The sequence below is a fragment of the Microbacterium sp. LB12 genome (assembly GCF_037150835.1).
Classification (GTDB): Bacteria; Actinomycetota; Actinomycetes; order Actinomycetales; family Microbacteriaceae; genus Microbacterium.
Window position 1 is genome coordinate 797,192 of record NZ_JBBCPF010000001.1, and the last position, 22,864, is coordinate 820,055.

Annotated in this window: 20 protein-coding genes; 12 read left to right on the forward strand and 8 right to left on the reverse strand. The window is 69.5% G+C overall.

The window, feature by feature from the left end; genetic code table 11:
- The first annotated feature begins 100 nt into the window (after positions 1–100).
- The 7 genes from WFM69_RS03940 to WFM69_RS03970 all read left to right on the forward strand — a co-directional run bounded on the left by WFM69_RS03940 (position 101) and on the right by WFM69_RS03970 (position 7,694).
- Positions 101–1,558: an aldehyde dehydrogenase family protein gene (locus WFM69_RS03940; protein WP_337001847.1), complete on the forward strand. Its 1,458-nt coding sequence runs from the start codon at positions 101–103 to the stop codon at positions 1,556–1,558.
- A gap of 87 nt (positions 1,559–1,645) precedes the next feature.
- Positions 1,646–2,134 carry an Lrp/AsnC family transcriptional regulator gene (locus WFM69_RS03945; RefSeq protein ID WP_337001848.1) on the forward strand — a complete coding sequence of 163 codons (489 nt, stop codon included), beginning with the start codon at positions 1,646–1,648 and terminating at the stop codon, positions 2,132–2,134.
- Positions 2,135–2,249: 115 nt separating this feature from the next.
- A complete protein-coding gene (locus WFM69_RS03950) occupies positions 2,250–3,413 on the forward strand; it encodes a Gfo/Idh/MocA family protein (RefSeq protein ID WP_337001849.1) in 1,164 nt (387 codons plus the stop codon).
- A 4-nt stretch (positions 3,414–3,417) separates the two neighbouring features.
- Positions 3,418–4,590 carry a dihydrodipicolinate synthase family protein gene (locus WFM69_RS03955; RefSeq protein ID WP_337001850.1) on the forward strand — a complete coding sequence of 391 codons (1,173 nt, stop codon included), beginning with the start codon at positions 3,418–3,420 and terminating at the stop codon, positions 4,588–4,590.
- Positions 4,587–5,456: a sugar phosphate isomerase/epimerase family protein gene (locus WFM69_RS03960; protein WP_337001851.1), complete on the forward strand. Its 870-nt coding sequence runs from the start codon at positions 4,587–4,589 to the stop codon at positions 5,454–5,456. Before WFM69_RS03955 ends, WFM69_RS03960 begins: the two co-directional genes overlap by 4 nt.
- A gap of 64 nt (positions 5,457–5,520) precedes the next feature.
- Entirely contained in the window at positions 5,521–6,588 is a 1,068-nt protein-coding gene (locus tag WFM69_RS03965; RefSeq protein ID WP_337001852.1) for a LacI family DNA-binding transcriptional regulator, read from the forward strand.
- The gene (locus tag WFM69_RS03970; RefSeq protein ID WP_337001854.1) at positions 6,585–7,694 is read left to right on the forward strand and encodes a glycerate kinase; all 1,110 of its coding nucleotides are present in this window, start codon (positions 6,585–6,587) and stop codon (positions 7,692–7,694) included. The genes WFM69_RS03965 and WFM69_RS03970 overlap by 4 nt, the downstream gene beginning before the upstream one ends.
- A 100-nt stretch (positions 7,695–7,794) precedes the next feature.
- On the opposite strand, the gene pgm is transcribed toward WFM69_RS03970, so the two are convergent.
- Positions 7,795–9,438, reverse strand: a complete 1,644-nt coding sequence (gene pgm, locus WFM69_RS03975) for a phosphoglucomutase (alpha-D-glucose-1,6-bisphosphate-dependent) (protein ID WP_337001856.1) — start codon at positions 9,436–9,438, stop codon at positions 7,795–7,797.
- A gap of 78 nt (positions 9,439–9,516) precedes the next feature.
- Between pgm and pheA the strand changes: the two genes are divergently transcribed.
- Positions 9,517–10,467 carry a prephenate dehydratase gene (pheA, locus tag WFM69_RS03980; RefSeq protein WP_337001858.1) on the forward strand — a complete coding sequence of 317 codons (951 nt, stop codon included), beginning with the start codon at positions 9,517–9,519 and terminating at the stop codon, positions 10,465–10,467.
- Positions 10,468–10,598: 131 nt separating this feature from the next.
- Here the strand turns inward: pheA and WFM69_RS03985 are convergent, their stop codons facing one another.
- From WFM69_RS03985 to WFM69_RS03995, 3 genes are all read right to left on the reverse strand, one after another.
- Positions 10,599–10,808: a methyltransferase gene (locus tag WFM69_RS03985; RefSeq protein ID WP_337001860.1), complete on the reverse strand. Its 210-nt coding sequence runs from the start codon at positions 10,806–10,808 to the stop codon at positions 10,599–10,601.
- A 222-nt stretch (positions 10,809–11,030) separates the two neighbouring features.
- Complete coding sequence (locus WFM69_RS03990) at positions 11,031–11,951, reverse strand: endonuclease domain-containing protein (RefSeq protein WP_337001862.1); 921 nt, start codon at positions 11,949–11,951, stop codon at positions 11,031–11,033.
- Between the two features lie 205 nt (positions 11,952–12,156).
- Positions 12,157–13,197, reverse strand: coding sequence for an LLM class flavin-dependent oxidoreductase (locus WFM69_RS03995; RefSeq protein ID WP_337001864.1), 1,041 nt, complete (start codon positions 13,195–13,197; stop codon positions 12,157–12,159).
- 151 nt (positions 13,198–13,348) lie between these two features.
- Here WFM69_RS03995 and WFM69_RS04000 point away from each other — a divergent pair, with 151 nt between their 5' ends.
- On the forward strand, positions 13,349–15,079 hold the full coding sequence (locus WFM69_RS04000; protein WP_337001866.1) for a cation:proton antiporter: 1,731 nt from the start codon (positions 13,349–13,351) through the stop codon (positions 15,077–15,079).
- Between the two features lie 203 nt (positions 15,080–15,282).
- On the opposite strand, the gene WFM69_RS04005 is transcribed toward WFM69_RS04000, so the two are convergent.
- The 4 genes from WFM69_RS04005 to WFM69_RS04020 all read right to left on the reverse strand — a co-directional run bounded on the left by WFM69_RS04005 (position 15,283) and on the right by WFM69_RS04020 (position 18,553).
- Positions 15,283–16,710, reverse strand: a complete 1,428-nt coding sequence (locus WFM69_RS04005; protein WP_337001868.1) for a dicarboxylate/amino acid:cation symporter — start codon at positions 16,708–16,710, stop codon at positions 15,283–15,285.
- Positions 16,711–16,914: 204 nt separating this feature from the next.
- Positions 16,915–17,160, reverse strand: a complete 246-nt coding sequence (locus WFM69_RS04010) for a helix-turn-helix domain-containing protein (RefSeq protein WP_337001870.1) — start codon at positions 17,158–17,160, stop codon at positions 16,915–16,917.
- Entirely contained in the window at positions 17,157–17,930 is a 774-nt protein-coding gene (locus tag WFM69_RS04015) for a hypothetical protein (RefSeq protein ID WP_337001872.1), read from the reverse strand. Before WFM69_RS04015 ends, WFM69_RS04010 begins: the two co-directional genes overlap by 4 nt.
- Positions 17,930–18,553, reverse strand: a complete 624-nt coding sequence (locus tag WFM69_RS04020; protein WP_337001874.1) for a hypothetical protein — start codon at positions 18,551–18,553, stop codon at positions 17,930–17,932. Before WFM69_RS04020 ends, WFM69_RS04015 begins: the two co-directional genes overlap by 1 nt.
- Before the next feature lie 189 nt (positions 18,554–18,742).
- Between WFM69_RS04020 and WFM69_RS04025 the strand changes: the two genes are divergently transcribed.
- The 3 genes from WFM69_RS04025 (at position 18,743) to WFM69_RS04035 (ending at position 22,600) form a co-directional block, all read left to right on the forward strand.
- Entirely contained in the window at positions 18,743–21,274 is a 2,532-nt protein-coding gene (locus WFM69_RS04025; RefSeq protein WP_337001876.1) for an ATP-dependent Clp protease ATP-binding subunit, read from the forward strand.
- A gap of 97 nt (positions 21,275–21,371) precedes the next feature.
- The gene (locus WFM69_RS04030; protein WP_337001878.1) at positions 21,372–21,872 is read left to right on the forward strand and encodes an amino-acid N-acetyltransferase; all 501 of its coding nucleotides are present in this window, start codon (positions 21,372–21,374) and stop codon (positions 21,870–21,872) included.
- A gap of 71 nt (positions 21,873–21,943) precedes the next feature.
- Positions 21,944–22,600, forward strand: a complete 657-nt coding sequence (locus WFM69_RS04035) for a hypothetical protein (RefSeq protein ID WP_337001880.1) — start codon at positions 21,944–21,946, stop codon at positions 22,598–22,600.
- Positions 22,601–22,864 lie beyond the last annotated feature (264 nt).

Consider the following 22,864-nt stretch of genomic DNA (forward strand, 5'->3'; position numbering starts at 1 on the left):
TGGATCGACCGAAAGAACGCGACATCTATTGTCAATTCCGCAAGCAAAGACTAGGCTGGCCAGCACTCACAACGGTCAACGACGACAGGAGATTCGCGTCATGTCACTGCAGGTACCCGCGCCCACGCCTCAGCTCTTCATCGACGGTGCCTACACCGACGGCACCGGAAGCGAGCGCTTCGAGGTGATCAGCCCGGCGACGGGCGAGCGGATCGCCGCGCTCCCCGTTCCCACCGTGGGCGACCTCGACCGCGCGGTCGCCGCCGCCAACCGCGCCCAGCGGGAATGGCGCAAGGTCAACGTGTGGGAGCGGGCGCAGATCTGCCACCGCATCGGCGACATCATCTCGCTGCACGTCGAGGAGCTCGCCCTGCTGCAGACCCTCGAGCAGGGCAAGCCGCTCGCCGAGTCGCGCGCCGACGTCAACGAGGCGGCGCAGCTGTTCCACCTCCACGCCGAAGACGCACTGCGCCTCTACGGTGAGACGCTGCCCTCCTCCGACCCGCAGAAGCGCATGCACACCTGGCGGCAGGCCGTCGGCACGTGGGCGATCATCACGCCGTGGAACTTCCCGCTGCTCATGTTCACCGAGTTCGCCGCCCCGGGCCTCGCGACCGGCAACGCGCTCGTCGTGAAGCCGCCGATCCACACCTCGCTGACGGTGCTGAAGGCCATGGAGTACCTGGCCGAGGCGGGGCTCCCGGACGGACTGGTCAACATCCTGCCCGGTGAGGGCGCGTTCGGATCCCAGCTCGTCTCGCACCCCGGCATTCACGCGGTCGGCTTCATCGGGTCGTCGGCGACCGGCGCGAAGATCCAGGCCACGGCGGGACTCAAGCGCTCCATCATGGAGTGCTCCGGCAACGGCCCGGTCGTCGTGCTCGACGACGCGAACATCGAGCGCGCCGCCAAGGCCGCGGTCGACTCGGCGTTCTACTGCGCGGGGCAGGTGTGCTGCGCCACCGAGCGCGTGATCGTGCACCGGCACGCCCACGACGCCTTCGTCGAGGCCGCGCTCGCCTATGCGAAGACCGTGAAGCTCGGCGACCCGTTCGACCCGTCGACCAACCTCGGCCCGCTGAACAACGCCGGCGTCGCCGAGAAGATGGACCGCCACCTGAACGAGGCCCGCGCGCTCGGGTTCGACGTGCTGCTCGGCGGCGGACGGGCATCCGGCTTCGCGACCGACCTGTACTACGACTTCACGATCGTCGACGGCGTGACCGAGCAGTCGCTGCTGTCGCGTGAGGAGTCCTTCGGCCCGGTGCTGCCCATCATCACCGCACAGGACGACGACGACGCGCTGCGCATCGCGAACGCCGACTCGCTCGGTCTGCAGTCGGCCGTGTTCACCCGCGACATCGCCCGTGGCTTCCGCTTCCTCGAGGAGCTGGAGACCGGGCAGGTGCTGCTCAACGAGTCGAACGGCTGGTGGGACATCAACATGCCGTTCGGCGGCGCCGGGGGCAAGGGCACCGGATGGGGTCGCATCGGCGGCATGTACACGCTGCAGGACATGACCGACCTGCGCACCTCCGTCATCCACATCGGCGACTGATCGATGATCGGGCGGCGGTCGCACCACGGTGCGGCCGCCGCCCGTCTATAGGATGAGGGACGTCACGCTGAGCCGAGGAGGGCCTCAATGCCGGATCGCGAACAGTCGGCCTCGCACCTCGACCTGGACGACCTCGATCGCAAGCTGATCGCCGCGCTGCAGATCGACGGTCGTACGCCGTTCAGCGTCCTCGCGCAGGATCTCGGCGTCTCGGCATCGTCGGTGCGCTACCGCGTGCAGCGGCTGCAGGACAGCGGCCTGTTCCAGATCGTGGGCATCGCGAACCCGCTCAACATCGGGTTCGACCGGCTCGCGCTGATCGGCGTGCGCTGCGCGCCCGGTACCGGTCCCGACGTGTGCGAGGCGATGTCCGCGCTGCCCGAGACGAGCTACGTCGTGCTCACCAGCGGGTCCTTCGACGTGATGGTGGAAGTGGTCTGCCGCGACATCGACCACTACACCGAGCTGATGTTCGGCACCCTGCAGAAGATCCCCGGCGTGCTGCAGACCGAGTCGTTCTTCGTGCTGAAGGCGCACAAGCTCGCGTACGGCTGGGGCGTCGGCGACAACCGCTGATCCGATAGCGCGGTTGCGCGCGATCGGAGTCTCGTGCCATGATCCTGGAAAGCGTTTTCCTGCACGGATGGGGAAGACGCGGGAACGACTCTCCCCGCGACAGGAACGGAACACAATGGCACAGGCGAGCACCCGCGAGATCGGGATCATCATGAACGGCGTCACCGGGCGGATGGGGTACCGCCAGCACCTGGTGCGCTCGATCCTCGCGATCCGCGACGAGGGCGGCATCGAGCTTCCCGACGGCTCGCGCATCACGGTCAAGCCGCTCCTGGTGGGCCGCAACGAGGCCACGCTCGCCGAGCTCGCCGCACTGCACGGCATCGAGGACTGGACCACCGACCTCGACGCCGCCCTCGCCGACCCGCAGTGGGAGATCTACGCCGACTTCCTGGTGACCAAGGCCCGCGCCACCGCCATCCGCAAGGCCATCGCCGCAGGCAAGGCCATCTACACCGAGAAGCCCACCGCCGAATCGCTCGAGGAGGCGCTGGAGCTCGCCCGCCTCGCCGATGCGGCCGGCGTGAAGACCGGCGTCGTGCACGACAAGCTCTACCTCCCGGGCCTGCAGAAGCTCAAGCGCCTGATCGACTCCGGATTCTTCGGCCGCATCCTCTCGGTGCGCGGCGAGTTCGGCTACTGGGTGTTCGAGGGCGACTGGCAGCCCGCGCAGCGACCCAGCTGGAACTACCGCACGGAAGACGGCGGCGGCATCATCACCGACATGTTCCCGCACTGGAACTACGTGCTGGAGAACCTGTTCGGCGAGGTCACCAGCGTCTACGCCCAGGCCGCGGTGCACATCGCCGACCGCTGGGACGAGAAGGGTGAGCACTACACCGCCACGGCCGAGGACGCCGCGTACGGCATCTTCGAGATCGCCGGCGGCATCACGGCCACGATCAACTCCAGCTGGACCGTGCGCGTCAACCGCGACGAGCTGGTCGAGTTCCAGGTCGACGGCACGCACGGCTCCGCGGTCGTCGGACTCTTCGGCGCCAAGATCCAGCCGCGCAACGCCACCCCGAAGCCGGTGTGGAACCCCGACCTGGAAGACACCCGCGACTACGACGCCGACTGGCAGAACGTGCCGACCAACGAGGTGTTCCTGAACGGCTTCCGCCAGCAGTGGGAGGAGTACCTGGTCTCGTACGTCGAGGGCACCGAGTACGCCTTCGACCTGCTCGCCGGAGCCCGCGGTGTGCAGTTCGCCGAGGCCGGTCTGACCTCCAGCGCCGAGGGCCGCAAGGTCGCCCTGTCGGCACTGGCCCTGGACTGACGCGATGAGTGCTCTCCGCCTCCTCTCCGCCGACGGTGCGGTGACGGATGCCGTGCTGAACGACGGTGGCTCGTACACCCGTCCGACAGCGCCGCTGCGCAGCCGCGTCGCCTACGCGGCCGCCCACGTCGTGCCGAAGACGCACGCCGACAACACGCCGGGTCAGCCCGCCGACATCGACTGGGACGCCACGCTCGCCTTCCGCCGTAGCGTGTACTCCTGGGGTCTCGGCGTCGCCGACGCGATGGACACCGCCCAGCGCAACATGGGGCTGGACGCCGCGGCCACCCGCGAGCTGATCGCCCGCAGTGCCGAGGTCGCCCGCGAGGAGGGCGGCTCGGTCGTGGTCGGGGTGAACACCGACCACATCGCCGAGACGCACATCTCGATCGAGCAGGTCATCGCCGCGTACCTCGAACAGCTGCACTTCACCGAGGAGCAGGGGGCGGGACCCGTGCTCATGGCCTCCCGGCACCTCGCCCGGGTGGCCACGGGGGCCGAGGACTACCGTCGCGTCTACCGTGAGGTGCTCTCGCGGGCGACCGTGCCGGTGGTGCTGCACTGGCTGGGCACGGCGTTCGATCCCGAGCTTGCCGGGTACTTCGGTGCCGACGACTGGGAGACCGCGTCCGGCGTGCTGCTCGATGTCATCAAGGAGAACCCTGGCAAGGTCGCCGGCGTCAAGATGAGCCTGCTCAACGCCGAGTCCGAGATCTCCGTGCGGGAGCGCCTTCCCGAGGGCGTGCGCATGTTCACGGGCGATGACTTCAACTACGTCGGTCTGATCGGCGGCGACACGGTGGGTCAGGGCGATTCGCATTCCGATGCGCTGCTCGGCGCGTTCGCCGCGATCACCCCGGTGGCCTCGGCCGCGATCCAGGCGTTGGATGCCGGCGACGCGGAGGCGTACCTGCGCATCCTCGGTCCGACCGAGGCGCTCAGCCGTCAGGTGTTCGCCGCGCCCACCTTCTACTACAAGACGGGTGTCGCGTTCCTGGCATGGCTGAACGGGCATCAGTCGGCGTTCCAGATGGTCGGCGGCCTGCACTCCGCGCGCAGCCTGCCGCATCTGAGTCGCATCGTCGAGCTGGCGAACGCCTCGCTCGCCCTGGAGCAGCCCGAGCTCGCCCGGGAACGGTGGCACGGGATGCTCCGCCTGAACGGAGTGGACGCGTGACCGCCGGCCCGGACCCGCGCCTCTCGATCAACCAGGCGACCATCAAGCATGCCGGCCTCGCGACCGCCCTCCGCGTCACGGCTGAGGCGGGGGTGCAGGCCATCGGTCTGTGGCGGGAGCCCGTGAACGAGGTGGGCCTCGCCGTCGCGGCCCGGATGCTGAACGACTCGGGCCTGCGCTTCTCGACACACTGCCGTGGCGGATTCTTCACGCTGCCGGCGGGGTCGGAACGTGACGCCGCCCTCGACGACAACCGCCGCGCGATCGAGGAGACGGCGACGCTCGCCGCCGCAGGGGCCGCCGGGTCGACGGCGGTGCTCGTGCTGGTCGCGGGCGGGCTGCCTGCGGGATCGCGCGACCTCGTCGGCGCCCGCGAGCGCGTCCGGGATGCGATCGGCGTGCTGGCGTCCGAGGCGAAGGCGGCGGGGGTGACGCTCGCGATCGAGCCGCTGCATCCCATGTACGCCTCGGACCGGGCGGTCGTCTCGACCCTGGGCCAGGCGCTCGACATCGCCGCCGACTTCGAGCCCGAGGTCGTCGGTGCGGCGGTCGACACGTTCCACATCTGGTGGGATCCGCAGGTGCTCGACCAGATCGCGCGGGCCGGCCGCGAGGGACGCATCGCCACATACCAGGTGTGCGACTGGAAGACGCCGCTCGCGGCGGACGTGCTGCTGTCCCGGCACTACACGGGTGATGGGGTGATCGACTTCGGCTCGCTGACGAGGGCGGTGGTCGCGACCGGGTACGACCGCGACATCGAGGTGGAGATCTTCAACGCCGACATCTGGGCGGATGCTCCGGACCGTGTGGTGCGCCGCACAGCCGACTCGTTCGCCGCCGCGGTGTCCCCGCACCTCCGGTGACGCAGGTCCTGGGCGTGCGGCCCGTCGGCGGCGGCGCTGTTCCTCGGCCAGTAGGCTCTGGGGCATGACAAAGCCCGCATCGTCCGCGGAGCGACCGTCCGCGTCGCGCGCCCGTCGTCACCCCGGCGGCGCGCCCACCCTGCACGATGTCGCCCGGGAGGCCGGGGTGTCGCTGGCGACGGCATCACGTGTGCTCAACGGCTCCGAGCGCAAGGTCGCGGAGTCGTTCCGTGAGCGCGTCGAGTCCGCTGCCGCCGACCTCGGCTACACGGCGAACGTCTCCGCGCAGGCGACCGCTCGGGGAACCTCGCCGGTCATCGCTCTGCTGGTCGCCGACATCGCCGACCCCTATTTCGGTCTGATCGCGTCCGGAGTCGCCCGCGGTGCCGACGAGCTCGGCCTCGTCGTGACGATTTCCATCACCGACCGCGATCCTGCCCGCGAGGCGCGGATCGTCCGCGCCCTGCGAGGGCAGCGACCGCAGGGCCTCATCCTCGTCGCGTCCCGCACGCAGGAGCCGATGGAGGCCGAGACCACGCACGAGCTGGCGGAGTTCGCGCGGCTGGGCGGCCGGAGCGTGTCCTTCGGGCCGGACGGCGCCGGTGATCGCCGCGTCGTGATCGACAACCGTGCCGGTGCCGAGGCACTCGGCCGGCGCATGGGCGAGCTCGGCTACCGCTCCGCCATCGCTCTCGGAGCCGCCGAGGGCGCGCGCACCTCGGACGACCGTCTGGACGGTTTCCGTGCCGGTTTCGAGAGCGCGGGCGGTGCCGTCACGAGCACCCTCCGGCGGGACTTCCGACGCGAGTCCGGTTACGAGGGCATGGCGGCCGCGCTCGCCGAGGGGGTCGCCCCGGGGACGCTGGTCTTCGCGATCAGCGACGTGATCGCGATCGGGGCGATGTCGGCCATCCGCGACGCCGGACGGGAGGTCGGCGCCGACATCGCCGTGTGCGGCTTCGACGACGTGCCGGCCAGCAGCGACGTGACGCCCGCGCTCACGACCGTGCGCGTGCCGTTGAGCGAGGTCGGATATCAGGCGTTCCGCGCGACCGTCGATGCGGATTGGGAACAGCCGCCGCTGCCGCTCGAGGTGGTCGTGCGCGCGAGCACCCCCGGGATCGTGGCGTGACCCGGGTCGTGCTGGCCCCGGACAGTTTCAAGGGCACGATCACGGCGGCGGATGCCGCGACGGCGCTGGCGCAGGGGTGGGCGACGCTCGATCCCACCGCCGAGTTCGTGCACCGGCCCATGGCCGACGGCGGTGAGGGCACGGTCGCCGCGTTCGAGGCGGCGGTGCCGGGCGCACGGCGGATGCCGGTCGCGGTCGAAGGTCCCACGGGTGCAGTCATCGACGCGTTCTGGCTGCTGCTGCCGCCGACCGCCGACGCCCCGGACGGAACCGCGGTCGTCGATCTCGGCTCCACCTCGGGCATCGAGCTGCTGGACGAGCTGCGCCCCTGGGATGCCGACACAACCGGTCTCGGACAGGCGATGGCCGCCGCGCTCGACCACGGCGTCTCGCGTCTCGTCGTCGGCATCGGATCGAGCGCCTCGACCGACGGGGGCACCGGGATGCTCACCGCGCTCGGCGCCCGCTTCCTCGATGCCGCCGGCGCTCCTGTCGCCCGCGGCGCACGGGGTCTCGGCGACATCGCCACGGTCGATCTGTCCGGGTTGCGCGCGGCCCCCGAGGTGCGCGTGCTCACGGACGTCACGAATCCGCTCACCGGTCCGCGGGGCGCCGCGGCGGTCTTCGGGCCGCAGAAGGGTCTGCGCGAGGCGGACGACATCGCACTCGCCGATGACGGTCTGGGTCGTCTCGCGGCACTGCTCGGCCTCGATGCGACGCTTCCCGGGAGTGGCGCGGCGGGTGGCACCGGCGGCGCGCTCGTCGTCTGGGGTGCGGTGCTGGCACCGGGGGCGGCCGAGGTGGCAGAGCTCATCGGGCTGGCCGATGCGATCGCCGACGCCGACGTCGTCATCACGGGGGAAGGGTCCTACGATGGGCAGTCCGGCGACGGCAAGGTGCCCTCGTTCCTGGCATCCCTCGCCGCCTCCGCGGGAGCCCGCGCGATGCTCGCGGCCGGCCGCATCGCCGACGACTCCGACACGTCTCTGTTCGCCGCATCCGCCTCGCTCACCGTGCTCGCCGGGTCGGCGGACGCCGCGCTCGCCGAACCCGCGCGCTGGCTGCGCGACGCCGGAGCCGCACTGGCTCGCGCCGCAGCATCCTGACCCGGACTCCCCGCGCCAGACGGATCTGGCACCTCCCGTCGGAACAACTGGCCGTTTCCGACAGCAGGTGTCAACTCCGCAGGCCGACCTTGCAGGCTCGTCAGCCCCCGAGGGCGGCGGACACCACGGCGCGCGCTTCGGCCTGCACCTCGGCGAGGTGCTCGGCGCCGCGCAGGCTCTCGGCGTACAGCTTGTAGACGTCCTCGGTGCCGGAGGGGCGCGCGGCGAACCACGCGTGCGCGGTCTGCACCTTGAGGCCGCCGATCGCCGCGCCGTTGCCGGGCGCGTGCGAGAGCTTCGCGGTGATCTCCTCGCCCGCGAGCGTCGTCGCCGTCACGGCCTCGGGCGCGAGCTTGCCGAGGGTGGCCTTCTGCTCGGGGGTCGCGGGGGCATCGACGCGCTGGTACGCGGAGGCGCCGAACGCCTGCTCGAGCTCGGCGTAGCGTTCCGACGGCGACTTGCCCGTCACCGCGATGATCTCGGCCGCCAGCAGGCACAGAAGGATGCCGTCCTTGTCGGTCGACCACACCGAGCCGTCCTTGCGCAGGAACGAGGCTCCGGCGGACTCCTCGCCGCCGAAAGCAACCGAGCCGTCGAGCAGGCCGGGGACGAACCACTTGAATCCGACCGGGACCTCCAGCAGACGTCGGCCCAGCGACTCGGCGACACGGTCGATGATCATCGACGACACCAGGGTCTTGCCGATCGCGGCGTCGCGCGGCCACTCCTGCCGGTGCGAGAACAGGTAGTCGATCGCCACCGCGAGGTAGTGGTTCGGGTTCATGAGCCCGGCATCCGGGGTGACGATGCCGTGCCGGTCGGCGTCGGCGTCGTTCCCGGTGAGCACGTCGTACGAGCCCTTCTTCGCGACCAGCGACGCCATGGCCGACGGCGACGACGGATCCATCCGGATCTTCTCGTCCCAGTCCAGGGTCATGAAGCGCCAGGTCGGGTCGACCTCGGGGTTCACGACGTCGAGGTCGAGGTCGTGCATCTCGGCGATCAGCGCCCAGTACTCGACCGATGCTCCGCCCAGCGGGTCGGCGCCGATGCGCACGCCCGCGGTGCGGATCGCGTCGATGTCGATGATCGACGGCAGGTCGCGCACGTAGGCGTCGCGGAAGTCGTAGCCGGTGATCGCGTCCCAGTCGATGTCGGCGAACCGCTCGAGCTTGACGCCCTCGAGCCCGGCCCCGATCAGCGCGTTCGCCCGGTCGGCGATCCAGCCGGTCGCGTCGGTGTCGGCAGGTCCGCCGTGCGGGGGGTTGTACTTGAAGCCTCCGTCGCGCGGCGGGTTGTGCGAGGGCGTGACGACGATGCCGTCCGCGCGCCCCGGGTCGTCCGCGGCGCGACCCCGGTTGTAGGTGAGGATCGCGTGGCTGAGGGCGGGCGTCGGCACCCACGAATCGCGCGAGTCCACGCGCACGTCCACACCGTTCGCCAGCAGTACCTCGATCGCGCTGCGCTCGGCGGGCAGCGACAGCGCGTGCGTGTCACGGCCGAGGAACAGCGGCCCTGTGATGCCCTGCGCGGCGCGGTAGTCCACGATCGCCTGCGTGGTCGCGAGGATGTGGTTCTCGTTGAAGCTGTTCGACAGCGAGGATCCGCGATGCCCGCTGGTGCCGAACACCACGCGCTCCGCGGGAACGTCCGGGTTCGGCGAGCGGTCGTAGTACGCGGCGATCAGCTCGTCGACGTCGATCAGGTCACTTTCCTCCGCGGGGAGGCCGGCACGGCTGGTCATGTCTTCAGTCTGCCCCCTGATCGGCGGGACCGCATCCGAGATGTCATCCGAAACCCGGCCGGTGCGCCGAGGGCTAAGGTGAAACCCGTGACTGAACGCCGAACCTACAGCTATCTCGGCCCGGCCGGAACCTTCACGGAGGCGGCGCTCGATCAGGTGGCCGAGGCCCGCGGCCAGGAATGGCGGCCCGTGCACAACGTGGGCGAGGCGCTTGCCGACGTGCTGGAGGGACGTAGCGACGCGGCCATGATCGCGATCGAGAACTCGATCGAGGGCGGTGTCTCCACCACGCAGGACGCGCTGGCGACGCTCCCCGGCCTGCGCATCATCGGCGAGTACCTGGTGCGGGTGAACTTCGTGCTGGTCGCGCCGCGCGGCACCACGATCGACCAGGTGAAGGTCATCGCCGCGCACCCGGTCGCGTACGCGCAGTGCCACGGCTGGCTCGGTGAGCATCTGCCGTCCCACTCGCACATCCCCGCGGCGAGCAACGTGGCATCCGCGATCGGTGTGCTCGACGGCACGCTGCCCGCGCAGGCGGCCATCGCGGCGCCCGGCATCGTCAACCACTACGACGTCGAGGTGCTCGCGGAGGGCATCGGCGACAACGCCCAGGCCGTGACCCGCTTCGTGCTGGTCACGCGCACCACCCGCTCCCCGGAGCCGACCGGAGCCGACAAGACCTCGCTGATCGTCGAGCTCCCGCACGACCACCCGGGCTCGCTCCTCGAGATGCTCGAGCAGTTCTCGACCCGCGGCATCAACCTGTCGCTCATCGAGTCCCGACCGATCGGCGACGAACTCGGCCGCTACCGGTTCGTGATCGACGCCGACGGCCACATCGAGCACGAGCGGATGGCCGACGCGCTGCTCGGCATCCGCCGGTTCAGCCCCCGCGTGGTGTTCCTCGGCTCGTATCCGCGGGCCGACCGCCAGATCGTGCAGTACCCGGAGCGCTACGACGACGACGTGTTCGTCGAGGCGCGCGACTGGTTGCGCGGCATCCTCTCGGGCGAGCCCGAGTCCTGATCCCGGCCCGGTCCGCACGTCCCGCGTCCCGCGTCCCGCGTCCCGCCCAGCGTCGACGGGATCAAAAGCGTGCCTCCTAGGCCCCTCGGAGGAGCGGCTTTCATCCCGCGGCGGCGGTGGCGGAACCTCGGTCAGTGCTCTTGGAATCGGGGCCAGTCGCTCCCCGGTGCCATGCGCGCGTGCAGGGCGCCCTTCGCGGACGCGAGGCTGGGATAGGTGCCGGCGGCGGCATCCGCTCCCGACATCGTGACGTGGTAACCGTCGTCGTCGTGGCGGACGCTTCCGACCACGCCGTTCCGACCGTACGCGACCCAGAGTGCGAGTGTCTTGGTGGTGCTCATCGTCGAACCCCTCTCTGCAGTCGAGGCTACGCGCGTCGATGCGCTCCCGACACCCCTTGACACGCTCTTCCCCGTGGCGCGCTCGTTCTTTGACGCGCCCCTCCTCATGGTTGCCGGAGCAGAGCTGCACCTTGGTGCCCTCGCCGAGGGGTGTTCTTGATCTCAGCAACTCAGCAACTCAGCAACTCAGCAACTCAGCAACTCGGCATCCCGGCACTGCGATCAGCGAGAGGCGATGGCCCGGCGGATGCGTGCGACGAGCGCCTCGCCGCCGTCGCACAGGTCGAGCTCGGTGATCCGGATCACGATCCACCCGCAGTCCTCGAGGTCGCGCTGGCGACGGATGTCCGTGCGCCACTGCTCACGGTCGGTGCGATGACCGTCGCCTTCGTACTCGATCGCGATGCGCCACTGCGGGTAGGCGAGGTCGACGCGAGCTACCAGCCGTCCCGCGACTCGGACGACGTGCTGGACGTCGGGCTCGGGGAGTCCGGCGTCAAGGAGCAGCATCCTCGTCTCGGTCTCCTTCGGCGACTCGACCGCATCGCGGACCCAGGGGAGTGCCGCCCGAACCTGCCCGCATGCGGGGAATCGGCCCCAAGCGGCCAGACGTTCCTCGATCATCGGCACTGTCGCCACGGGACGGCCGACGACCAGTCCGGGATAGTTGTCGGCCGCGGTGGTCAGGGCGTCGAGCGCGACGACCATCGGCACGCGCGCGAGCTCCTGTGCGCACAGGAAGAGTGCCGCCACCGGGTCGATCACCGGAGCCTCGCCGATCTGCCAGGCGTCAGCTCTCCCCGGCGCGATGCGACGACCGCGTACGCCGACCGTTCGGGGAGGGGAGGTGCCCGTGGCCACCGCGATGTCGAGGCGTTCGGTCGCTGTCCAGCGCACGGGAAACGGCAGCCCCCACAGTCGCAGGGCCGTGCGACCGGCGAAGAGCTGACCCGGTCTGAGTCGGGGAACGTAGCATTCGACGTGCTCGATGAAGGTGAGGGGCATCTCCCGGGCTCGGACACCCGCGTAGGGTCGAGCGAGATCGCGCGCCGAGTAGCGCTTGCGTCCGACGCCGTGGTGCTCCGCATCGCGGACGGAGAAGCGCGTACCGAGTTCAGGAGGGAGGGAGATCCGGTGTTTCACCCGCCCATGGTCGCCCGAGCATCGGTCGTTCCTCCGGGCTATTGACGCCGAAGTCCAGCCTTTGTGGAGAACTCGGCCACTGTGTACAACTCGTGCCTTCGGTGCGGGATGAGAAACGTGTCCCTGAGCGCCCCCGGAGGTGCGTTTTCGATCCCGCACGGGCGCGGGAACGGGCAGGGGGAGAGGGGGCACCCGCGCGGGACGGTCAGCGGGCGGTGGCGATGAGCTCGAGGGTCTGGGCGCGGCCGGTCGGGGCGTCGTTCGGCTCGGCATCGTATGCACCGGCCACCGGAGAGAGCATGACCTCATCGACACCGTGGCGCTCGGCGAAGGCCTGCACCTCGGCGGCGACGCTCTCACCCGTGCCGACGAACCAGCGCGAACGGGCGGCCTGCACGACCTCGTCCGTCGCCGCGTCCGTCACGGCTGCGGCCGCCTGCTCGACGGTCTCCAGTGCGGCAAGGGGCTGGTTCAGGCGCAGACGCGCCATCATCCGCAGCTGCGGGAGAGCGCGGGCCTCCGCCTCCTCCTGTGTGGGTGCGGCCACCGCGTTGACCGTGAGGAACGTGCGCGGCTCCGGGTGCTCCTTGCTCGGCCGGTAGCCGGTGCGGTACAGGTCGAGCGCGCGTTCCAGGCCCTGACCCGAGAAGTGGTTCGCGAACACGTAGGGCAGTCCGTGCGAGGCGGCGAGCTGTGCCGAGTAGTCGCTCGAACCCAGCAGCCACACCTCGGGGGATCCGGTCGCCGCGGGAGTCGCGCGCACGGTGTACTCGCCGCCCGAGGTGAAGCGGAGGGCGGCGCCGTCCGCGGAGAGCAGCGCCGCGATGTCCTGCACATGGCGCGGGAACTGCTCCACGTCGCTCGTGGTCCCCGAGCCGCGCAGCAGCTGCGTGATCACGGGGTCGCTTCCGGGCGCGCGGCCGAGTCCCAGGTCGATGCGTCCGGGTGCCATGGCCTCGAGCGCGGCGAACTGCTCCGCCACGATGAGGGGCGCGTGGTTGGGCAGCATCACTCCGCCGGAGCCGAGACGCAGACGGGAGGTGCGCATCGCCGCGGCGGCGATCAGCACCGGGGGAGTGGTGGATGCCACGGACGGCATGTTGTGGTGCTCGGCGAACCAGTAGCGGCGATAGCCGAGGCGGTCGGCGGTCTCCGCGAGGGCGAGTGAGGCGGCGATGGCTTCGGCGCTGGTCTGGCCGGCGCGGACCGGGACGAGGTCGAGGACGGAGAGGGCTGTATCGGACATCCTTGTCTGCAACGCGCTTCACCCCACCCCCATTCCCGCCCCGCCGCCTCCCCGCAAGACCCCACCTTCACGCCGACTCCCAGGGGCCTCCGCGGGAGCCCGGGGTCTCGACGGCACGGGAACGGGGACAGGCCCCCGCTACGCTTCCCCCATGGAAGCAGGCATCTTCTACGTCCTCGTCGGGTCCGTCGCCGTCGCCGCGTTCGCGCGCTGGCGCGGGTGGCCGGCCCCGCTGCTGGTGACGGTGGTCGCGCTCGCGACATCCTTCCTGCCGTTCGTGCCGGATCTCGACATCGACGGGCACGTGCTGCTGAGCCTGGTCCTTCCGCCGCTGCTGTACTCGGCCGCACTCGACGTCTCGTTCGTGGGATTCAAGCGCAGCCTCCCGCAGATCCGCCGACTCGGCATCTGGCTCGTGCTCCTCACAGCCGTGGCGGTCGGCTTCGTGGCGTGGTGGATCCTCCCGTCCCTCACGCTTCCGGGCGCGCTGCTGCTCGGCGCGATCGTCGCGCCTCCCGATGCGGTCTCCGCGGCGGCCATCGGCCGACGGCTCGGACTGCCTCGACGCATCATGAACGTGCTCTCGGGCGAGAGCCTCATCAACGACGCGACCTCGCTCACCCTGTACCGCGTGTTCGCCGCGATCCTCGCGGGTGCGACGGTCTCCGTGTGGGGCGGCATCTGGCAGTTCCTGGTGGCGGTCGGCGTCGGCGTGGCAGTCGGCCTCGTGTTCGGCATCGTGCTGCACCAGCTGCGCATGCGCATCAGCGATCCAGTCGTGATCGGCACGTTCGGACTCCTCGCCCCGTTCGGTGCGTACGCGATCGCCGAGCACCTGCTCGGATCCGGCGTCCTGGCCGTCGTGGCGATGGGTCTCTTCGTGGGCTACAACTCGCCGCGCACCGACTACACGACGCGTCAGCAGGAGAAGCCGCTGTGGCTCTCGGCCGACCTGCTGCTGGAGAGCTTCGTGTTCGCGTACATCGGGCTGCAGTTCCCGCGTGTGCTCAGCGACCTCGGCAGCGAGTCGGTCGAGCAGATCCTGCTCCTCGCCGGTGCCGTGCTGCTGGTGGTGCTCATCATCCGTCCCCTCTACATCTACCCCACCAGCGCCTGGTCGAACTTCCAAGACCGCAAGCGGCTCGAACGCTGGGATCGCGGCGTCGAATCCGGGGAGTTCGAGAAGCGGCATCGCAAGTCACGGCGGTGGGGCGACTCCACGCCGGATGAACTGCGCGATCGCATAGTGCGCGAGCAGATGGCCGGGCTCAAGCTCACCTGGAAGGACAGTGCCGTCATCTCCTGGGCAGGCATGCGCGGGGTGGTGACGCTCGCGATCGCGGTGGCTGCAGCCGACCTCGCCACGCTCGACACCGAGGCCTCCCACGCGATCGTCGTGGTCGCGTTCATCGTCACGGTCGGCACGCTCCTGATCCAGGGGCTGACACTGCCGATGCTGATCCGCGGCCTCGGCATCGCCACCGACGCCGATGAGGAAGAGGACCGGATCGCGCTCGCCGCGGTCAGGGAGAAGAGCCGCGAGGCCGGCAAGGCCTACCTCGCCGAGAAGCGCGTCGAGTGGGAGGCGAAGTACGGCGAGGTCGATCTGAGCGTGTTCGACGCCTTCACCAAGCGCATGACCCGGGTCGAGAAGGACACCGATCAGGTGCAGGAGATGGAGGAGGCATCGAGCCGGCCGTCGTACGAGGATCTGGTGTCGCTCTCGCGGGGTTGGCTGCAGGTGCGTCGCGAGATCCTGCTCGCCGAACGCGACGCCGGCAACCTCGATGAGGAGGTCATGCGGGAGCTGATCGCCGCGATGGATGCCGAAGAGCTCGCGCTCGATACCCGCGGCGCCACGCGCCAGCCCGGTCGCGCCTGACCGCCCGCCCGTTCTTCCCCTCGTCCTCGTCGAGCCACCCCCTTTTGTGCGATCCGGCCCTCTGCATCCGTACGCAAAGGGCCGGTTCCCACAGAACGGGGTGGTTCGGCGGGAGGGAGGGTGGAGCGGGAGCGGGAGCGGGAGCGGGAACGCGAGAGCGCCCCGTCCCCGGAAGGGGGCGGGGCGCTCTCGGGAGGGTCGGGTCAGCGCGCGCCGACCGGCTCCTTGTCGGAGGAGGCATCCGCTTCCGGGGCGTCCTCGTCGTCTCCGGAGTCGTCGGCGAAGGGCAGGCCCTCGCGCGGCGCGTTGTAGAGCTCCTCGTTGAGGATGCCCTCGCGCTTGGCGACGATCGTCGGGATGAGCGCCTGGCCGGCGACGTTCACCGCGGTGCGGCCCATGTCGAGGATCGGATCGATCGCGAGCAGCAGTCCGACACCCTCGAGCGGCAGACCCAGGGTCGACAGCGTGAGCGTGAGCATGACGACCGCGCCCGTGGTGCCGGCGGTCGCTGCCGAGCCGACGACCGAGACGATCACGATCAGCAGGTACTGCACGAAGTTCAGCTCGATGCCGAAGAACTGTGCGACGAAGATCGCGGCGATGGCCGGGTAGATCGCCGCGCAGCCGTCCATCTTGGTGGTCGCGCCGAGGGGAACGGCGAACGATGCGTAGGAGCGGGGCACCCCGAGGTTGCGCTCGGTCACGCGCTCGGTGAGGGGCAGCGTGCCGATCGAGGAGCGGCTGACGAAGGCCAGCTGCACGGCGGGCCAGACACCCGAGAAGTACTGCTTGATCGACAGGCCGTGCGTGCGGACGAGGATCGGGTAGACGACGAACAGTACGAGCGCGAGGCCGATGTAGATCGCGGCGGCGAACCAGCCGAGGGCGGCGAGCTTCTCCCAGCCGTACTTGATCACGGCCGAGCCGATGAGGCCGAACGTGCCGATCGGGGCGATGCGGATGATCCACCACAGCACGCGCTGGATGACCTTGAGCAGTGACTCGGTGAAGACGAGGAACGGCTCGGCCTTCTTGCCGGCCTTGAGCGCCGCGATGCCGACGACGGCCGCGACGACGATGACCTGCAGGATGTTGAAGCCGACGCTCGACGAGAACGTGCCCTCGACGGCGCCGGGGTTCGTGCTGACGGTGAGGCCGAGGAAGTTCTGCGGGATGAGGCCCAGCAGGAAGTTCCACCAGGTGCCGACCGTGTACGGGTCGCCGGTCTCGAGGCCCTCGCCGGCGCGGTTGCCGGGCTGGATGATGAGGCCGAGCCCGATGCCGATCACCACGGCGATGAACGCGGTGATCGCGAACCACAGGATGGTCTGGCCGGCCAGGCGTGCGGCGTTCTGCACGCGGCGCAGGTTCGAGATGCTGGCGACGATGGCGGTGAAGATCAGCGGGACGACCGCCGCGCGCAGCAGCGTGACGTACGAGTTGCCGATCGTGTCGAGGGTGGCGGACAGCCCCGTCGGGTTCTCTGCGGTGGCGCCGAGCTGGCGTCCGATCAGACCGGCGGCGATGCCGAGGACGAGGGCGGCGAGGATCTGGAAGCCGAACGAGGTCAGCAGCTTCCGGACCGGTCCGCGGGTGTCTGGCGCCTTCTGGGCGCGGGCGGTGGTGCTCATGGGGGTGGGGACTCCAGGAATCGCGGCGCGCCGAGTGCACGCCATGAGGGTCAACGCTAGGAGAGCCTGAGAATTCCCTGGGTGGATATGACGAACCATGACGCGGGCGCTGGCTGTGGCGCCGACCCGGCCCCATCCACGCGACCCGGCCCCCTGCGCGCGCACGCAAGGGGCCGGGTCGACCGGAAAGGGGTGGGTCGGGGCTCAAGAAGTGGCGGGAGGGGCGAGCACCAGGAGGTCGCCGGGGGAGCAGTTCAGAGCCTCGCAGATCGCGCGCAGCGTGGAGTAGCGGATGGCCCGGGCGCGGTCGTTCTTCAGCACCGACAGGTTCACGATGCTCACGCCGACCGCGGCGCTCAGCTCGGTGAGGGTCATGCCGCGTTCGGCGAGCAGTTCGTCGAGGCGGCAGTGAATGCCGGTGAACTCGTCGTCGCTCTCGGCCGGAGTCACACCAGTCCCTCCGTGTCTTTCTGCAGGCGCTCGGTCTCCTGCTGCAGTCGTTCCCTCTCCTGTTCGAGACGCATCCCCTGCCGGAACACTGCGGCGAGGGCGGCGAGGGCGAGCGCCGCGGCGAACGGCACAGGTGTCACGGTGAGCTGGTACGCCGCGGGGTACCACTCGCTGTCAGGCGGGAAGACCTCGCGAAGGCCCGTCGTGGCGGCGATGCCGTTCAGAAGATCGGAAGCGACGCCGAGGACGAGAACCGAGATGGCACCGCCGACCAGCGCCCGGGTCACGGTGTGCGAGAAGACCCGGCCGCGCAGCGTGGAGAAACAGATGATGGCGACGACCACGGCCGGCAGGACGGTCAGAGCGAGGGTGCTCAGCTGCGCTGCGGCCGCGAGCAGCCGGAGCCCCAGCGAGGCGTTCGTCACGGTGAACTGCGACAGGCTCTCGCCGCGGCAGGTGAGCATCGTCGTGACGCTGTCCCCGAACTCGGAGCAGGGGAGGTTGTCGGGCCACGGCAGGTAGACGTAGGTCGAGCCGTTGAGCTCTGCCCAGTCGACGGTGAGCGCCTTGATGACGATGATGATCGCGCCGACGGTGGAGAGCAGGATCCACCACCCGGAGAGGGTGAGGGCGGCGTCGAGCGCGATCGTCCGACTCCCGCGCCGACGTCCGTTCCAGACGACGAGTCCGACGATGACGGCGATCACCGCGAGCCCGATCGCGATGTTGAGCAGGGGCGGCCAGATCTCGTCCGATCCGAATGTGAGCATCAGACCAGGCCCTCCGTATCCTTCTGCAGGCGTCGGCCGATCTCGAAGAGGCCGGCGACGAGGGCGAGGGCGAACGCCCAGCCGACGGGTGCGAGGTCGAACTGCACGAGCAGGGTCCACAGCACGTCTTCGGCTCCGGGGTCGGTGGTCGCCAGGTCCTGCACGATCATGGCCCGGCCGACGCCTCCTGCCAGCTGGCCGAAGAGGGAGCCCGCGATCATCAGGCACGCGGCGACACCGAACATCCAGCCGAGCGATACGCGGAACGGGCGTGAGCGGATGAAGGAAACGCCCAGCCACCAGACGCCGGCGCACAGTGCCACCGTGGCCAGGGCGGGGAGGGCGGTCTCGAGGAACAGCATCCAGCGCGCGCCGGTGGGTATCGCCGGCACCGTGACGAGCGCGGACTCGACGGTGGCCGCGCTCACACCCGACACATCGTCGAGGGCGGTGAGTTCGACGTCGTGCACCGGCATCGACACGGTGGGCGCCGCACCGAAGATGCCGATCGCGGACGTCACGACCGCGACGATGGTGCCGATCGCCACGCTGACCGCTCCGGTGGCGATCACGCCGAGGGCGATCCCATCCGCGAGCGAGGGCCTTCTTTCTGTGCTGCGCATCCCTGCCTCCTCCAGGTAGGTGTTATCGACTTTCGTTAACATAACGACTGTCGATAACTCGGGCAACCCCCGGTATGCCCACGGCGAACACGGGCATACCGGCCGTGCGCGGTGGTTACTCTCGATGTACAGGCGCAGAGAACGCCATAGGTGTCAGCGCTTCGCCCCGTGCGAATAAGGAGTCACAGCATGTTCGAGAGATTCACGGACCGAGCCCGTCGAGTGGTCGTCCTCGCCCAAGAAGAGGCGAAGATGCTCAACCACAACTACATCGGAACCGAGCACATCCTGCTCGGCCTCATCCACGAGGGCGAGGGTGTCGCTGCCAAGGCCCTCGAAAGCCTCGGCATCTCCCTCGACGCCGTGCGCGAGCAGGTGCAGGACATCATCGGCCAGGGTCAGCAGCAGCCGACCGGCCACATCCCCTTCACGCCGCGCGCCAAGAAGGTGCTCGAGCTCAGCCTCCGCGAGGCCCTGCAGCTCGGCCACAACTACATCGGCACCGAGCACATCCTGCTCGGCCTCATCCGCGAGGGCGAGGGCGTGGCCGCCCAGGTGCTCGTCAAGCTCGGCGCCGACCTCAACAAGGTCCGCCAGCAGGTCATCCAGCTGCTCTCCGGCGCTCCCGGCCGCGAGCCGGCCTCCGTCGGCGCGCAGACCAACGACTCGCAGGCCAGTGCTCAGGGCGGGTCGGCGGTGCTCGACCAGTTCGGTCGCAACCTCACCCAGGCCGCGCGCGACAACAAGCTCGACCCGGTGATCGGGCGCGAGAAGGAGGCGGAGCGGGTCATGCAGATCCTCTCCCGCCGCTCCAAGAACAACCCGGTCCTGATCGGCGAGCCCGGCGTCGGCAAGACGGCCGTCGTCGAGGGTCTCGCCCAGGCGATCGTCAAGGGCGATGTGCCCGAGACGCTGAAGGACAAGCAGCTCTACTCGCTCGACCTCGGCTCGCTCATCGCCGGCTCCCGCTACCGCGGTGACTTCGAGGAGCGCCTGAAGAAGGTCACCAAGGAGATCCGCACGCGCGGCGACATCATCGTCTTCATCGACGAGATCCACACCCTCGTGGGTGCGGGTGCCGCCGAGGGCGCGATCGACGCCGCCAGCATCCTGAAGCCGCTCCTCGCCCGTGGCGAGCTGCAGACGATCGGTGCGACCACGCTCGACGAGTACCGCAAGCACTTCGAGAAGGATGCCGCGCTCGAGCGCCGTTTCCAGCCGGTGCAGGTGAACGAGCCGACGCTGCCGCACGCGATCAACATCCTCAAGGGGCTGCGCGACCGCTACGAGGCGCACCACAAGGTGCAGATCACCGACGGCGCGATCGTGGCCGCGGCGAACCTCGCCGACCGCTACGTCTCCGACCGGTTCCTCCCGGACAAGGCCATCGACCTGATCGACGAGGCCGGCGCGCGCCTGCGTCTGTCGATCCTGTCGAGCCCGCCCGAGCTGCGCGAGTTCGACGAGAAGATCGCCGCCGTGCGCGAGCAGAAGGAGATCGCCTCCGAGGAGCAGGACTTCGAGAAGGCCGCCTCCCTCCGTGACGAGGAGAAGAGCCTCCTCGCCGAGCGCCTGCGCCTCGAGAAGCAGTGGCGTGCGGGCGATGTCGCGACCTCCGCGGTCGTCGACGAGGGCCTGATCGCCGAGGTACTCGCACAGGCCACCGGCATCCCGGTCTTCAAGCTCACGGAGGAGGAGTCCAGCCGACTCGTCTTCATGGAGAAGGCTCTGCACCAGCGCGTCATCGGTCAGGAGGAGGCGATCGCCGCCCTCTCCAAGACGATCCGTCGCCAGCGCGCCGGCCTCAAGGACCCGAAGCGTCCCTCGGGCTCGTTCATCTTCGCCGGCCCCACGGGTGTCGGAAAGACCGAGCTCGCCAAGGCACTCGCCGAGTTCCTGTTCGACGATGAGGCCGCGCTGATCTCGCTCGACATGAGCGAGTTCGGTGAGAAGCACACCGTCTCGCGTCTGTTCGGTGCCCCTCCCGGATTCGTCGGATTCGAAGAGGGCGGCCAGCTCACCGAGAAGGTGCGCCGCAAGCCGTTCAGCGTGGTGCTGTTCGACGAGATCGAGAAGGCCCACCCGGACATCTTCAACTCGCTGCTGCAGATCCTCGAAGAGGGTCGCCTGACCGACGGTCAGGGTCGGATCGTGGACTTCAAGAACACGGTCATCATCATGACCACGAACCTCGGCGCCCGTGACATCGCGGGCGGTCCGGTCGGCTTCCAGATGGAAGGCAACGACTCGACGAGCTACGACCGGATGAAGGGCAAGGTGAACGAAGAGCTCAAGCGGCACTTCAAGCCCGAGTTCCTGAACCGTGTCGACGACATCATCGTGTTCCCGCAGCTGTCCAAGGAGGAGCTGGTGCAGATCGTGGATCTGTTCACCAAGCGCCTCGGTGAGCGTCTGCTGGACCGCGACATGACGATCGAGCTCTCGCAGGCGGCCAAGGAGCGGCTGATCGAGATCGGCTTCGACCCGGCACTCGGCGCCCGACCGCTGCGTCGCGCGATGCAGCACGAGATCGAGGACCGTCTGTCGGAGAAGATCCTGCACGGCGAGCTCAACTCGGGCGACCACGTGAAGGTCGACGCGAAGGACGGGCAGTTCCTGTTCGAGCACGGCCCGCGCGGCGAGGCCGTGTCGGTGGGCGTCAACACCGGCGGCGGCGCGATCGCCGGCACCCCCGACCTGGCGATCGCCAGCGGGGAGTGACCTCGACCGAATCATGAGAAGGGGCGGATGCTGCGGCATCCGCCCCTTCTCTGTGTGCGGCTCAGGCTCGGCGGGCGACGGGTTCTAGGCTGGATGGGTGAGCGAGTACATCGTCCGGCCGGCGCGAAGCGCCGACATCGTCGGCATCCGCAATCTGCTGCAGCCGCTCGTGGAGCAGCGCATCCTGCTCGGCAAGGACCTCGCGGTGCTGTACGGCGCCGTGCAGGAGTTCGTCGTCGCCGAGGCCGATGGTCTGCTGATCGGCTGCGGGGCGCTTCACGTGATCTGGGAAGACCTCGGCGAGGTGCGCACTCTGCTGGTGCGCGATGACTGGCTGCATCACGGGGTCGGTCGTGCCATCGTCGACCGGCTCGAGGAGAACGCCCGGATGCTCGGGCTGTCGCGCCTGTTCTGCCTCACGTTCGAGGTCGAGTTCTTCGGGCGTCGCGGCTTCACTCCCATCGGCGAACAGGTCGTCGACCCCGACGTGTACTCGCAACTGCTGCGCAGCGGTGACGCCGGTGTCGAGGAGTTCCTCGACCTCGCGCACGTCAAGCCGAACACGCTGGGCAACACCCGCATGCTCAAGGTGCTCTGAGCACACGTCGCATCCCGCGACTGCCCCTCGATCTCCCAGGGAGCGGTCGTCTGATCACCTAGCCTGGAAGCATGTCCCGTCGCCGCTCCGCCGCCGTCTACCGTCGTCGGCGGATGGTCGTGATCGGCGGCCTCGTCCTGCTCGTCGCGGCCATCGGCGTCGGTGTCTGGCTGCTCATCGCTCAGCCGTGGGCCGCCGCGCAGTCCGCGCCGAAACCGACGCCCTCCGCCACCACCGAATCGACGCCGACTGCGCCGCCGACGATCGACGACACCGCATCTCCGTCGCCGGATGCCACGACCGACGAGGCTCCGGCCATCGCGGCGTGCGAGGCCAAGGACATCGAGGTCACGGCCGTGACCGATTCCGACACCTACGCGGCCGGCGTCCTGCCCCAGCTCTCCATCTCGCTGACCAACAAGGGCGCGAAGGACTGCACGATCGACGTGGGCTCGACGACGCAGGTGTTCACGGTCTCCAGCGGTGCCGACGTGTGGTGGCGCTCGACCGACTGCCAGGAGAATCCGAGCAGCATGATCGCGACGTTGACCGCCGGCACCACGGTCGTCAGCAAGGAGCCGGTCACCTGGGATCGCACACGATCGAGCGTCGAGACATGTGCGCAGGAGAACCGCCAGCGTGCTCCGGGCGGCGGCGCCTCGTACCACGTGGCCGTCTCGATCGGCGGTTTCGCCAGCGTCACCACCGCGCAGATCCTGCTGTACTGATCCCTGTGGAGATCGAAGCGATCAGCGCCGAGGGCTTCGAGAATCGTTGCCCGATGTGGACCACCCTGCGAAATGACGCGACTTGCGGACCATCGGCACGCACGGCTGACAGGCGCGATTCTTTGGGATACCATAGAGGTGACTCTCCGCATTAGCGGCAACAAGCCATCCCCAGTGGCGTCGAACTACAGCGTCCCCAGCGCTTCGACATCGCCGCTCGAGAGTCCGAGGGCCCTCTCGAGTACCCCAGTCCCCAATGTGGGA